The organism is Cupriavidus sp. GW822-FHT02D05 (assembly GCF_058802485.1).
On sequence record NZ_JBXAOE010000023.1, the window covers coordinates 72,063 to 85,628 of the forward strand.

Annotated in this window: 8 protein-coding genes; 5 read left to right on the forward strand and 3 right to left on the reverse strand. The window is 65.4% G+C overall.

Translation table 11 applies throughout. The annotated features are described in order from the left end of the window. Positions 1-15 precede the first annotated feature (15 nt). Positions 16-1,146, reverse strand: a complete 1,131-nt coding sequence (locus AC1RQK_RS27620) for an FAD-dependent monooxygenase (protein ID WP_492376292.1) — start codon at positions 1,144-1,146, stop codon at positions 16-18. Positions 1,147-1,656: 510 nt separating this feature from the next. Then, positions 1,657-1,902, reverse strand: coding sequence for a helix-turn-helix domain-containing protein (locus AC1RQK_RS27625; RefSeq protein ID WP_492812363.1), 246 nt, complete (start codon positions 1,900-1,902; stop codon positions 1,657-1,659). Between the two features lie 350 nt (positions 1,903-2,252). On the opposite strand from AC1RQK_RS27625, the gene AC1RQK_RS27630 reads away from it, so the two are divergent. Together AC1RQK_RS27630 and AC1RQK_RS27635 are read left to right on the forward strand one after the other, a co-directional pair. Next, entirely contained in the window at positions 2,253-2,546 is a 294-nt protein-coding gene (locus AC1RQK_RS27630; RefSeq protein ID WP_492812365.1) for a DUF1484 family protein, read from the forward strand. A 177-nt stretch (positions 2,547-2,723) separates the two neighbouring features. Beyond that, positions 2,724-3,119 (forward strand): DUF1484 family protein, encoded by a 396-nt coding sequence (locus tag AC1RQK_RS27635; protein ID WP_492812367.1) that lies wholly within the window; start codon positions 2,724-2,726, stop codon positions 3,117-3,119. A gap of 310 nt (positions 3,120-3,429) precedes the next feature. Here the strand turns inward: AC1RQK_RS27635 and AC1RQK_RS27640 are convergent, their stop codons facing one another. Further along, positions 3,430-3,594, reverse strand: coding sequence for a helix-turn-helix domain-containing protein (locus tag AC1RQK_RS27640; protein ID WP_492812438.1), 165 nt, complete (start codon positions 3,592-3,594; stop codon positions 3,430-3,432). A gap of 938 nt (positions 3,595-4,532) precedes the next feature. Between AC1RQK_RS27640 and AC1RQK_RS27645 the strand changes: the two genes are divergently transcribed. The 3 genes from AC1RQK_RS27645 to AC1RQK_RS27655 all read left to right on the forward strand — a co-directional run bounded on the left by AC1RQK_RS27645 (position 4,533) and on the right by AC1RQK_RS27655 (position 13,546). After that, the gene (locus tag AC1RQK_RS27645) at positions 4,533-5,339 is read left to right on the forward strand and encodes a peptidylprolyl isomerase (RefSeq protein ID WP_492812369.1); all 807 of its coding nucleotides are present in this window, start codon (positions 4,533-4,535) and stop codon (positions 5,337-5,339) included. Positions 5,340-5,417: 78 nt separating this feature from the next. Then, positions 5,418-13,244, forward strand: coding sequence for a two-partner secretion domain-containing protein (locus AC1RQK_RS27650; protein ID WP_492812371.1), 7,827 nt, complete (start codon positions 5,418-5,420; stop codon positions 13,242-13,244). After that, complete coding sequence (locus AC1RQK_RS27655; RefSeq protein ID WP_492376835.1) at positions 13,244-13,546, forward strand: hypothetical protein; 303 nt, start codon at positions 13,244-13,246, stop codon at positions 13,544-13,546. Before AC1RQK_RS27650 ends, AC1RQK_RS27655 begins: the two co-directional genes overlap by 1 nt. Positions 13,547-13,566: the final 20 nt, after the last annotated feature.

Genomic DNA, 13,566 nt, shown 5'->3' on the forward strand with positions numbered 1-13,566 from the left:
CTGCGGACTTGGTGCTTAGCCGAGGGCTACCTGCCAGGCGTTGTAATCGTACACCCAGTCCGCGTTGCCGCCTTCCTTGAGCCAGGCATTGCTGCGCGAGCCGATCTGGATGCGGCTGGTGCGCTCAAAGCGCGCGGCCCGGTAGCGTGCGAGCGCGCTGGGGATGTCGTCGCCATTGGCTTCGGCCAGGCAGCGCGCCAGTACCACGCCATCCTCGATGGCCATGCCGGCACCTTGCGCCATGAAAGGCATCATCGGGTGGCAGGCGTCGCCCATCAGCGCGACGTTGCCGGCCGACCAGGCGGGCAGCGGGTCGCGCACGTAGAGGGCGGAGATCAGCACGTCGTCGCAGGCATCAAGCAGCGCGCGCGCTTCGGCATGGAAGCCAGCGTAGGCTGCGCGCACGTCTTCCACACGACCCGGCGTGGTCCAGGATTCGTTGCGCCAGGCTTCCTGCGCCACGGTGGCGAAGATAAAGATCTCGCGCCCGCGGTTGAGGGGGAAGGTGACGATCTGCGACGTCGCCTCCGGGCCCCACCACTTGGTGAAGGCCTGCAGGTTCGGCACGCCGGCAAGGCGCTCGGCGGGCACCACCGCGCGGTAGGCCACCACGCCGGTGAAGACCGGATGCTCGGGCCCGAACAGCGCGGTGCGCACGGCCGAGTGGATGCCGTCGGCACCGATCAGCACATCCACGTCTTCCTGTGTGCCATCGGCGAAATGCAGCGTGGCGCCGGCCGCATGCCGCTCGATCTGCGTCGCCTTCTTGCCCAGCTTGACACAGGCTGCCGGCAGCGCGGCTTCCAGCGCGGTCATCAGGTCGCCGCGGTGCATGGTGAGCTGCGGCGCGCCGTAGCGGATCTGCGCCTCGTCGGACATGGCCAGCCGCGAGGTCTCCTCGCCGGTGTTCCACACCCGGCTGATGCGGTGGCTGGGCCGCGCGGCGGTCTCGCGCAATGCCTCGCCCACGCCCAGGCCATCCAGCGCGCGCACGGCATTGGGCGTGAGATTGATGTCCGCGCCGACCCGCGCGAAGCGCGAGGCTTGCTCGAACACCACCACGTCCTTCCCGAGCTTGCGCAGCGCAATCGCCGCGGCGAGTCCGCCGATGCCGGCGCCGTTGATGCCAATCTTTTGTGATGCCATGGTGCTTGTTCCTCTGGGGTCGCCTTGGTGTGGGCCCGGGTGTGCGCCTCGCTGCTCAGCGGCTGCGCTTGCCGGCGTGTGTTCAAATATGAACGTAGTGTTCATAAAAGAATATAAAGACGAGGTGGGGATGTCAATCCGAGGGTTTACGCGGAGAGGACGAAAAAAGAGGCCGCATTAGGGCCTCAGGGGAAGCGGAGTGGGGGAGTGAGGGCGATGGTGCGTTGGCGGTAGTGCGCCGGGGGTTCTGGCCGGCCGGAAACCGAAGCCGGCAGCTTGCTGCCGAGCGCTGATCACTACGAAATCTGCCGCCATACGCCAGCGGTGATCTCCACCTCTGGAGCGTCGTCGTTGGCAATGGCTTGGCAGGCACGCAGCGGCATGCCATGTCTGGGACCCCAGAGCATCGAGCCGGGTTTGCCGTTGTTCGCCGCCGGTCAGAGTGCAAGCGTGGGCCGATGCGCGGCGTGTTCCTGGAGTTGGACCTCCCGAGTCGGCTAGGGTTGACGCTTAGAGCTTGGCAATACCCATCAACTCCGCGACCGTAACGTCAAGCGCAGTCGCAATTCTCAAAAGATGCATCATCCCCAGGTTTTGCCCTCCGCGCTCCACCGAACTCATATAGGAGCGGTCGATGCCGGCCCGATGGGCAAGCTCTTCCTGGGAAAGGTCACGCCGAAGGCGGACCTCTCTGATCGCGGATCCCAACTGAACAAGAGGGGCGGCACCACCGTGCCTTGGGGAAGCTATTGGCATTTCGCCATGCTCGGTCTATGATGACGATAAGACCACGGACGATATTACCCAAGCGCGCCACACCAGCGAATGGAGAGGGCTCTGAACACGCTTGTCAGACTTCGGAATATCGCCGCCACTGAATCAAAAACGGGATCCCTGTAGCAGTCCCTCACAAGAGGGGACCTGCAGGACATGACCGGGGTAACCGCAGTGCCCGGCACCCGCCAGAAGCTTGGCGGGCAACCGGTTGTTGAGCATCTGGGGAGCGAGGCAATCGCGCCCCCTCGGCCGGTCGGCCTAATGCAGCAAGCCGACACGGGCGGGACGATTAATCGACACACCCTGCCATTCGCCAAAAAGGTGATCCCATGACCGCGCGTCTGAAAACTCTCGCTCCCGCCGCCGATCCATCCGAGGCCAGCATGCTTGCCCAAGCGCTGCTGCCGGAGGAGTCCACGCCTGCGCCGACTGACTCCACTCGCGAAACCATCCACCAATCCTGCCACGACCTCCTGCGCGTCAGCGCAGGCCTGGAATCCCTCCTGCTCCTGCTGGAGCTACAGGCCGACGAGCAAGCCGCCAACAACGGCCTGCATGCCCTGCTGGCGCCGCTAAAGCAGCAGTTGGACCAGGCAGTGAACCGCGTGCAAGCACTGTACTGAGCCGCACCCGTTGCCCACACCTGCACTGCGGCTCGCAAGGCCGCAGGTGGTGGGGATACACACGCCTATCGAAGCAAGCCCCAGCCGCAGCCCCGTGCCGGGACGATGGTCGCCAACGCCGCCCATCGCCATATCGATGTCTGAGTTCGCACCCCGATCACAAAACAGGAGGTACCCATGACCGCCCACCAACGTCGCCCCCGCACCGCTGCCGAAGCACGGGAAGCCGCCGTGGAAGCCAGGCTGATAGCCGAGCCCTTGCTGCCGGACCACGAAGCGGATCCGAGCCACGAGACTGCCCACCAAGGCTGCCACGAACTGCTGCGCATCAGTGCGCATCTGGAATCCGTCATCACGCTGCTGAACCTGCACGCGGGCGATAGCCGCCTGCATGCCTTGCTGACACCGCTAAAACAGCAGTTGGACCAGGCAGTGAACCGGTGCAGGCGCTGTACCCGGGCCTGCGGGGGGCGTTCGGTATCCGCACCCGTGTCTCGAAGTGAGGATGTCAATCCGAGGGCTTACGCGGGGAGAACGAAAAAAGAGGCCGCATTGGGGCCTCAGGGGAAGTGAAATGGGAGGAGCAGGGGTGATGCGTTGGCGGTAGTCCGCCGGAGGAACTGGCCGGCAGGAAACCGAAGCCGGCAGCTTGCTGCCGAGCGCTGATCACTACGAAATCTGCCGCCATACGCCAGCGGTGATCTCCACCTCTGGAGCGTCGTCGTTGGCAATGGCTTGGCAGGCACGCAGCGGCATGCCATGTCTGGGACCCCAGAGCATCGAGCCGGGTTTGCCGTTGTTCGCCGCCGGTCAGAGTGCAAGCGTGGGCCGATGCGCGGCGTGTTCCTGGAGTTGGACCTCCCGAGTCGGCTAGGGTTGACGCTTAGAGCTTGGCAACACCCATCAACTCCGCGACCGTAACGTCAAGCGCGGTCGCAATTCTCAAAAGATGCATCATCCCCAGGTTTTGCCCTCCGCGCTCCACCGAACTCATATAGGAGCGGTCGATGCCGGCCCGATGGGCCCCCGACGAGCAAATTCCACGGATTCGACGGGCTGGAAAAGATTGAAAACCCCGAAAACCCTGCTGTCTCTCACAGCATAGGCATCGTTGACAGGCTGTCGTCGGCTCGCGTCAATTTCAATACGTGGACTGCCTTCCTTCGCCCGCATCCCTCTGGTCATCGACACGCGTGCCTCGCCCTCACAATGTAGGGTGAAGCCTCGCTGTCAGGCCGCCGTCATAAGCGGACACCTTCCTTCCTCTCGCCCCTCTGCGAGCGATCGCTGCCCCTGTGGAAAGATCGGTTGAGACTCTGAATTCAGTCTTACTAACATCTGATTAAAGCATGGCCGTTATTGTGGGCCAAAGTGTTAATTTTTTGTTAAATCCACTGACTGATTCGTTTGCTGAGCCATCAGAAGCGAATAAACACCGAAAGATTGGGAAATTTCCCAAAGTTCTGGCGATTTCACTCTGTTAATGTCGCGTCAAAATCCAGCGCGACAGAATTGCAGCGGCGCCACCTCGTTGAGCATGGGAAGCGTCCCACGCATCGTCTTATCCGATTTCGTCTACGTGCACCTTAGGAATGGTAGGAGCCCTGTGCGGTATGGCGAGACCGGGATGAGGCACCAAGGGAAGACGGTCACCGCAATGGCGGCGCACGGCCTGCGCCCTTACGCGCTGGCCTGTGGGCGCACCCGCTCACGGACACTTGCCTTGCCGCCGGCGTGGTGCCCGATGGCGGCACCACTGCGCCCACAGTCACGGTTGGGGGGGCAATGGCCGCACACCGTTGGCATCACCAATGCGGTTGGCGTGCCGCTCGCGCAGCCCAGCTACCAGGGCACAAAGGCGCCGCTTTTCTTGGCCACGCTCAACTGGACCTATTGAGCTGGGCCGATGAGCTGGGCCTGAAGCGGCCTGCCTGAACACAGAACACAGAACTCCGATACCCGATATCCGATGTCAAAGGAACCAACATGCAATCCCGGATCTTTCGCCTTATCGCCACCACCGCATTGGCTTTCAGCCTGCAGCCTGTCCTTGCCGCTTCGGTCAACGGCGTGGCAATCCCCGATGACCAGATCACCCGTGCCATGCAGCAGGCACAACTCCCCGACAACGACGCAACACGCAACGCCATCAAGCAGCAGCTGATCGCGCGCGAGCTGTTTCGCCAGGAGGCGGCCAAGGCCAAGGGGCTGGAAGCGCGGCCCGATGTGCAGCAGGCCCTGCGCGAGGCGAAGGACGCCATCCTGACCCAGGCCTGGCTCAAGGACCATATCAAGCCCGCGCCGGTCACCGAGGAACAGGTGCGCTCGCGCTACAACGCCATCGTGGCAAGCCTGGGCGACAAGGAATACAAGGGCCGCCTGATCGAGCTCGCCGACGATGCCGCGGCCGCCGCCGCGCTCGCGCGCATCCAGGCCGGCGAGGACTTCGCCAAGGTGGCGCAGCAGGTGAGCCTCGTGCCGTCCAAGGCCAGTGGTGGCGCGATGGACTGGCTCAGCTTCAAGGTGCCGGCGCAGGAAGGCCAGACCCAGAACCTGCCCTTGCCGCTTGCGCAGGCGCTGTCCACCCTGCCCGCTGGCGCGGTGAGCGCCACCCCCGTGGCCTGGAACAACCGCCGCTTCCTGGTCAAGGTTGACGAAGTGCGCGCGACCCGTGTCCCGGCCTATGACACCGTCAAGCCCGGCATCCAGCAAGCGTTGCAGGCGCAGGAACTTGAGCGGGCCACGACCACGCTGGTCACGCAGTTGCTGGGCAAGGCAAAGATCACGCAGTAAGGCGGCACGCAAAGGCCGCCCGCCCTCCTACGCGACCCGCCCTAAGACATCCAGTTCGACGCACTGCCAGGAAGCACCATGTACCGCGTGAAACAAGCCGCTCTGCCTCAGGACAACGCACAACCCGATCCATCGCTCGGCCTCTCCATGGCCGAGCGTGGCCGTCGCCGCTGGTGGGTGCGTGCGCTGGCTGGCGTGGTGGCCATCACGACCTGGATTGCGCCGCTGCAGATGTCCTTGCAGCAAGCCCGGCAGGCGGCAGGGGCGTTGGCGGCGGGCGCCTCGGATCCGGCTAGTCTTGCGATACAGTCCGGCGCCGCGCGGCAAAGCCTGATGCGCTGGGCAGTCGCGCACCTGCCGGTGACGGTCAGCTTTGGTCCTGCGGCGGCCCATGCCGCGCCGGTCACCGACCCGAACGCGCCGGTGCGTTTCACCCCGTCGATTGGCATCACCAGCGGACCGGGTGCGCCGGCGGGCGGCGTGCCCGTCGTGGGCATCACCACGCCCAACGCGGCGGGTATCTCGCTCAACCAGTACCGCGCATTCGTGGTCGATCCGATCGGTCTGATCCTCAATAACAGCACCACCGGCGGCGGCACGTTCCTCGGCGGCCAGGTGGGCGCCAACGCCAACCTGGCCACCTCTGGGCCGGCTGGCCTGATCATCAACCAGGTCACCAGCCAGACGCCCGCCCAGGTCAACGGCACCATCGAAGTGTTCGGCGCCCCGGCCGGGGTTGTGATCGCCGCGCCCGGCGGGGTCTATACCCGTGGTGCGAGCTTCACCAACACCACCCAGGTGACGCTCACCACCGGCGTGCCGCAGTTCCTGTCGGGCACCGGGGCAGCCACCAGCTTCGATGCCGCCACGGCCGCCGGCTTCCTCGTGCAGGGCGGGCGCGTGCAGATCGCCAACCCGTCGCCGGGGAACCCCAACGGCGTGGGCATCGAGGGCACGGTCGGCAATATCAACCTGATCGCCGAGTCGATCGGTGTCGATGCGGCGCTTTATGCGGGCCACCAGATCAACCTGGTGGCCGGACGCCAGTTGGTCACGCCCACCGCTACGCCCACCGCTGCACCATCCGGCGGCGCCTTTGCCACCACGGCCACGGGCGCGAACAACGCGGCCAGCAACACCAGTGCCGCCAGCGGCCTGGCGATCGACGCCACCGCGTTCGGTGCCATGACCGCCGGGCAGATCCATATCGTGAGCACCGCCGCGGGCCTGGGCGTGCGCGCCGATGGCAATCTCGCGGCGTCGGCCAGCAACCTGACGCTGGACTCCGCCGGCAACCTGAAGGTTGGCAGCACCTACGCCAAGCAGGCGGTCGCGCTCAATGCCGCCGGCGCCGTGGTGGCGTCGGGCAATGGCCACAGCGAGGCCGGATACACCCTCAATGCCGGGCAGGACGCCACACTGGGCGGCACGCTGAACGCGGGCAAGGCCGCGGCGGTGTCGGCAGGTGGCTCGATCCACGGTGCCGGTGGCATCCAGGCGCAGAACGCCGTGACCCTGGCCGCCGGCGGCAGCGTGGATGTGGGCGGCGCGGTCCGTGGATCGCAGGTCGCCATCTCGGCGGCGGGCAACGATGGCCGTGGCGATATCCATTTGCGCGGCGATGTCAGCGCGCCGGGCACGATCCAGCTCAACGCGGCGCGCGACACCACCATCGACGGCAGCGCGGTCTCCGCTTCCGATCTGGACCTGTCCACCCAACGCCATCTCACCATCAACGGCATGGCGGGCAGCACCGGCGGCAATGTGTCGCTCACCGGCGTCACCGGCAACGTCACCACCACCGGCAACGTCGTGTCGCCCGGCACGCTTGCCGTCACCGCGGGCACCGATGCCAATCTCGGCGGCCAGGTGCTCGCCACCGGCCCGGTTGGCGTCACCGCCCGCAGCGGGAGCATCACTACCAGCGGGCAGATCGGCAGCAATGCCAGCCTCTCCCTCACCGCCGCGCAGAACGTCACGGTGGGCGGCCAGGCCCAGAGCGCGGGCAAGGCCACCATTACCGCCACCGCCGGCAGCGCCGCGATCAACGGCGCGCTGACCAGCGATGGCGACGCCGCTATCGCGGCGGGGCAGAACGCCAACGTGGCCGGCAGCGTGGCCAGCGGCGGCAACGCCACGATCCAGGCTGCGGCGGGATCGGCCACGGTGAGCGGCACACTCTCCAGTGTGGGCAGCGCCACCGTGAATGCGGGACAGAACCTCACCCTGGGCGGCAGCGTGCTGACCGGCGCCGATCTGGCGGCCACGGCCGGGCAGACGCTCAAGGCGGGTCAGCTCACCTGGGTGGGCGGCAACGCGACGTTGCGTGGCACGGATATCCAGGTCGGCTCGGCGGCGGGTTCCGGCACAACCGGGGGCAATGCCGTCACCGGCACGCTCGATGCGACCGCCACGCGCAGCCTCGCCCTGACCGGCGACACCACGGCCGCCAACATGACGCTGGGCGGCCAGTCCATTGCCAACAGTGGGGCGACGATCGCCACGCAGCAGCTCACGGTCAACGGCGGTGCGGTGAGCAACGCCGGGACGCTCGCAGGCAACCAGGTTAGCCTGACTGCCTCCAGCCTGACCAACCGCGGCACTGTCGGCGGCCAGACCGTCAACGTCACGGTGGCGAACGCCCTGGACAACGCCCAGGGCCTGATCGCAGGCGCCAAGCATCTCGCCGTCACCAGCGGCGCGCTCGCCAGCAACCAGGGCGGCACCCTCTTCGCCGGCGACCTCACCGGACACGCGCCCACGACAGGCGACCTGACGCTGAGCATCACCGGCGGCAGCGGGAGCTTCAACAACGCGGCAGGCCAGATCCTGGCGGGCAACAACCTGAGCGTGAACACGCCGAACCAGGTGTTCGACCCATCGGCGGCCACCGCCGGCACGCTGAACGCCAACGCCACCCTGACCCTCGCCGCGCTGGCCATCAACAACACCGGCACGTGGAACGTGCCAGGCGGCAACGTGGTGCTCAATGCCAGCCAGGGCATCACCAACACCGGCACGATCCAGAAATCCGGCGACCTGACCCTGGCCACCGGCGGCACGCTCACCAATGCCGGGCAGATCGTCAGCGGCAGCCATCTCTCGCTGTCCGCTGGCGCCTTGACGAACACCGGCACCCTGCACGCCAACGGCAATCTGGCGCTGGGCGGCAACGTGGCCAACCAGGGCACCGCCGAGGCCCTGGGCAACCTGACTGTCACCGGCGGCGACTACGACAACCGTGGTGGCACCAGCCAGGCCGGCGGCGACATCAAGGTCGATATCTCCGGCACGCTCAACAACATCGGCAGCGTGATCGGCGCCAACGGCAATTTGCATATCGCCGCGGGCGCGGTCATCAACGACCGCACCGCGCCGGTGGATGCGGGCAGTTCCTTCACCAAGGTGGTCAACGACAGTCTGCTCAACGCGACCATCATCGGCAGCTATTCGCCGTGGTTGCCAGGGGGGTCCTGCGACAGCTGCCCTGCCTATGCACCAGGCGCAATATCCAACATCACGCTGGCCGACGTCAGGCGCAATCCCGATGGTTCCGTACTGCTGGTTCGCGGTGCGGAGATCATTCCCTCGAACGGGGACCAGCAGTACGGACAAGACCTGTGGCACCTGATCCCGGCCGCCCCGGGTGCGGCTAGGGTGCCGCCCTTCCTGCTGACGCCCGAAAGCACCCTCAATATTGGCGTACCCACCGTCGACCATACGGTGGTGCGCCAGGCCGACGGGACCGCCGGCGAGATCATCAGCGGCGGGAACCTCGACATCGGCACGGCCTCGCTCTCGAACAAGGGCGGCATTATTTCGGCGGGCAGGAACGCGACGCTCAACGTCGGCAGCCTGGACAACAGCCGTTCTGCAACGCTGGTCAACAGTACCGGGGATGCGGTGAACCAGGGCGAGCTCTCGGCCTTCATGGCGCAGCTCGCGGCACTCACAACGGGCAATACCGACGTCCACGGACCGGGGCCGCTGGTCTACGGCGTGCCGCCGAGCATGAGTGCCTGCGACAGCTGCTTCGCGCCGCCGCCATGGTCGCCGGTCGCGCAAGGCAAGACTGCCACTGGCGCGGCTGCGGCCGCACCCAGCCAGGTCACTACCAGCTACCAGCTCGGCAAAGCCGGCCAGATCACCGCCGGCGGCAACCTGAATCTCACCGGCACCGGCGACCTGACCAATGCCGGCGACCTGGCCGCGGCGGGCAAGGTCGCCATCAAGACGCCGGGCACGTTCACCAACAAGGGCGTCTACGACAGCAAGATCACCACAACGCCCGGCTGCGTGGCGGGCGCGCCGGACTGCCCGGGCGACAGCAATCCCCGCGTGGATTCCCTCGCCTGGCAGCAGACGCCCGGCACGGTGGCCGCTGGCCAGACGCTCACGATCAGCGCGGCCAACATCCAGAACCTGAACGCAACGCTGGCCGCGCAGGGCGATATCACCCTGAACGCCACCAGCAGCGTGACCAACCGCTCCGGCGCCATTCAATCACTGACCGGCGATGTCTCGATCACCGCGCCGACGCTGGTCAACACCACCATGGATACCGCGCGGCTGTACAAGAGCTACGGCGGCCAGAACCCACCTTACGCCGGCGGCTGCAATCCCGGTGGCACCTACGGCAACAGCCAGTGCGCGGCGAATGAGGACGCCGCCGCCGGCCCAGCCGGCGTCATCTCCGCCGCGCGCGACGTCCAGCTGTCCGGCACGAACCTGACCAACAAGGGCGCCCTCATCACCGGCGGGCGCAACGTCACGGTCGGCATGGCCGGCACCATCGACAACAACAGCATCCCGCTCAACGCCGACTGGGTAGGACGCTGGCAGGAAGACCACAGCGGCGGCGACCGCTGGCACAACACCGGCGGGCGCGCCACGCTCGGCAGCCTGGAGTCCGGTATCCAGGCCAGCAACGCGCTGTCGGTGACGGCCGGCGGCCAGGTGCTCAACACCGGCAACCTGATGGGCAGCACGGTCGACGTCACCGGCGCCGCGCTGGTAAACGGCTACACCAGCCCCACGCAACCCACGCCGCCCGCAACCGGCGCGCAGCAAGTCATCCCGCTGGGCCCCGTGGCAGCACCCGGCGGCGCGGTACCGGCCGCCACGCCGGTGAACAACCCGACCACCCCCTGGCAGTTCAACTCGGTCATCGTGGCCACACCGGCAGCGCCCACCACCGGCAGCAGCCCGACCATCGACTGGCACTTCAACGCCAACCTCGCCGGCAACCCGGTCACCGCGCCCAACGGCACCACAGACCGCGCGCAATACCTGAACAACAGCCCGGCCACCGCCGTGCTGGCCGGCGTCACGCCCGACAGCCTGCTCGCGCAGTTGCCCGCCGAACTGCGCCCGGGCAAGGTCAGCTTCTACTACGACCCCTACACCGAAGGACAAAGGCTCCAGCAAGCCGCGCTGCAACAGACCGGCCAAGCCAGCTTCGTGAGTGGCCTGGCCTGGGACAGCCAGAACCAGCTCTCGGTCACCGACCAGGAAAAGCTGAGCCTCTACAAGAACGCGGCCGACTATGCCAAAGCGCACAACATCGCGCTGGGCACGGCGCTGACGCAGACGCAGGTCAACGAGCTCGACAAGCCCCTGCTCTGGTACGTGCAGAAAGCCGTACCCGACCCGAACTGCAACACGGTCGCCAGCACCGCGTGCCCCACGGTGAACGCGCTGGTGCCGCAGGTGTACCTGCCCGAGGGCTACGCACAGGCGCTCACCAAGCCGATCGGCGGCACCATCGCCGGCGACAAGGTGAGCCTGGACATCGCCGGCCAACTGCGCAACAGCGGCGCCATCACGGCAGCCGACACGCTCAACGTGAAAGCCGGCAGCATCGACGCCGGCCCCAACGTGGTGGACATCGGCACCTCAGCCTACAAGGCCCAGGGCGGCTGGAACGTGATCACCGGCACGGTGGTGCAGCCCGGCGGGTTCATGAGCGCCATGCGCATGAACATCGAGGCCGGCAGCATCCACGCGGTCAACAACGCGTTCCTGATCCGCAACGCCGACGGCACGGTCGACGAGGCCGCAACCGTGGCGCTGGTGAATCAGCTGAAGGCCAACCTGGGGTTGAACTACACCGAAGGCACGGTCGCTGACGATATTCATACGCAGTTTATTAAGGAGAAGAAGGGGTTCGGACCGCTTGGTCAGATTGTGATGATGGTGGCGGCGGTTGCCATCTCGATCGTGACTGCGGGGGCTGCTGCGGCGGTCATGGGCGTGGCCTTGGCGCAGATGACGCTGGCGCAGGCGATGATCGTGGCCGCCCTCTCCAGCATGGCCAGTAGCGCTTTCACCCAACTCGTTTCCGGCCAAGGGTTGAACTTCGGGAAGCTGGCGACGGCCGGTGCGATTGGCGCGATCACGGCGGGCTTGACCAAGGGCATCACCTTTGACGGCAGCAGCTTCGGGGTGAGTGCATGGGGGAAGTCCCTGGAGGGAACGAATACCCTGGCAAACCTGGCGGGCACGAACAGCGTCGGTGGCGTAATGCAGGCGGCCCAGAATGGCGCGACCGGCACGCTGGCACAGCAGGCCGTGGGCTTCGTTGGCACGGGCTTGATCAATGCCGGGGTCAGCACGGTGTTCAACGGGGGCAGCTTTGGGAATGCGCTCAAGGGCAGCCTGGTGGCGCAGGCGGGGGCGTTGGGTGCCAACAGCATCGGCGCGAATACCGAAGCGGGTTCCTTCGAGAGCATCGCCAGCCATGCGGCGCTTGGATGCGTCGCGGGCGTGGCCGGAAGCGGCGATTGCGCGGCCGGCGCCATTGGTGGGGCTACCGGTGCGGTCATGTCGCCGCTGGTTGGCGGGGCGCTGGGAATCGAGACGAACGCTGACCGGTCCAATATGTTGAATCAGGTTGTCGTGATCGGTGCTTCGATGTTGGCCGGCGGTGCCCTTGCCAACGCGCTTGGGCAGAATGGCATATCGGCGGCAGGTGCTGCCCAGAACGAGGCCGCAAACAACTACCTGTCGCCAAAGCAAGCCGGCGCGCTAGAGCGAGCCAAGGCGCAATGCGCCGCAGGTGACGCGTCCCAGTGTACTCTGCGGGATCAGCTATTGTCGCTGGACGCGACTTCACGCAAGCAATTGAATGCGTTGGCGGACGCTTGCGCGAACGGAAGCGCAGTTGCATGCCAAACCGCACAATCGGCGGTGTCGCTTTTGAACAAGATCGCGAAGGGAGACGTGAAAGATTGTGGTGGTGGGGTGGTTGATTGTCTGGCAGCCTATCAGCCAAGTGCGCAGGAGCTTTCGGGGGTCGCGGCCAAGCTGCCTGGAGCGGGTAGCGGAGCTGTGGTGCCGACGGCAGATCCCATTACTGCAGCGGCGTTGATTCGCTTAGGGCTTGCCAACCCCACAGTTGGCCTAGCGACCGGATTTGGTGCTGGCAGCGGCGAAGCGCTAAATCAATTTCTGTTTGGCGACGGCTCATTCAACTATGAGCGCATAGTTAATGCGTCAATCATTGGCGCCGCGACGGCGCCGTTCGCCGGCGTCTTTTCCGGCTATGCTGGCACCGCACTGCTTGGTGGCGGCGCCAATGCGGCTGCCACGGCTTATAACAATAGTCAATCTGGTTCGAATGATTCAATCTTGGCGGCCGGAGCAGTAGGCATGACCTTCGGAGCCGGAGCCAAATTTCTCGGGGATACCACAGGACTATTTGCGGGCCGCGTACTGAACTACACGAGACAATACGACCCTTCTCTTGGTGTATTGCTTCAGCCAGCAGGAGGGCGGTTGATAGTCAACCCCGTTCAAAGTAGTTTGCCAAGTATCCTACGCGATATGAATGGCATGCTGTTGCCTGCCGCCGGCGGGGGCGTGCATCTACCGGAAACGCCTGCAGCTAATGGGAGGAAACCATAGTGGATAAACATATTCGAAAAATTTTCGCAGAATTGTATTGTCAACCCAAACGTGATGATCGCGATCCGGGGATTATGTGGGGGGTAAATAGATTTATCGGATTGCTTCTGATGTATCCGGTTGGATGGTTGTTTGTTGCGATTGTCAGGGTGTACCGTGGCGATGGATGGCAGTGGTTCTACGTTAAATATCTATTAAATGGTGAAATATTTATTTTTCTCGGATTTATTTTGTTAAATATTTATGCAGTATCCCGATACGGGTGGCGAAAATTCATTCGTTTGATACGTGACACCCGGTGAGTTCGCTATGAGACCAATGA

What these genes read in the sequence shown, in the direction of transcription:
- AC1RQK_RS27620 (WP_492376292.1), bottom strand. Translation starts at nt 1,146, where the DNA reads ATGGCATCACAAAAGATTGGCATCAACGGCGCCGGCATCGGCGGACTC.
- AC1RQK_RS27625 (WP_492812363.1), bottom strand. Translation starts at nt 1,902, where the DNA reads ATGCCAATAGCTTCCCCAAGGCACGGTGGTGCCGCCCCTCTTGTTCAG.
- AC1RQK_RS27630 (WP_492812365.1), top strand. Translation starts at nt 2,253, where the DNA reads ATGACCGCGCGTCTGAAAACTCTCGCTCCCGCCGCCGATCCATCCGAG.
- AC1RQK_RS27635 (WP_492812367.1), top strand. Translation starts at nt 2,724, where the DNA reads ATGACCGCCCACCAACGTCGCCCCCGCACCGCTGCCGAAGCACGGGAA.
- AC1RQK_RS27645 (WP_492812369.1), top strand. Translation starts at nt 4,533, where the DNA reads ATGCAATCCCGGATCTTTCGCCTTATCGCCACCACCGCATTGGCTTTC.
- AC1RQK_RS27650 (WP_492812371.1), top strand. Translation starts at nt 5,418, where the DNA reads ATGTACCGCGTGAAACAAGCCGCTCTGCCTCAGGACAACGCACAACCC.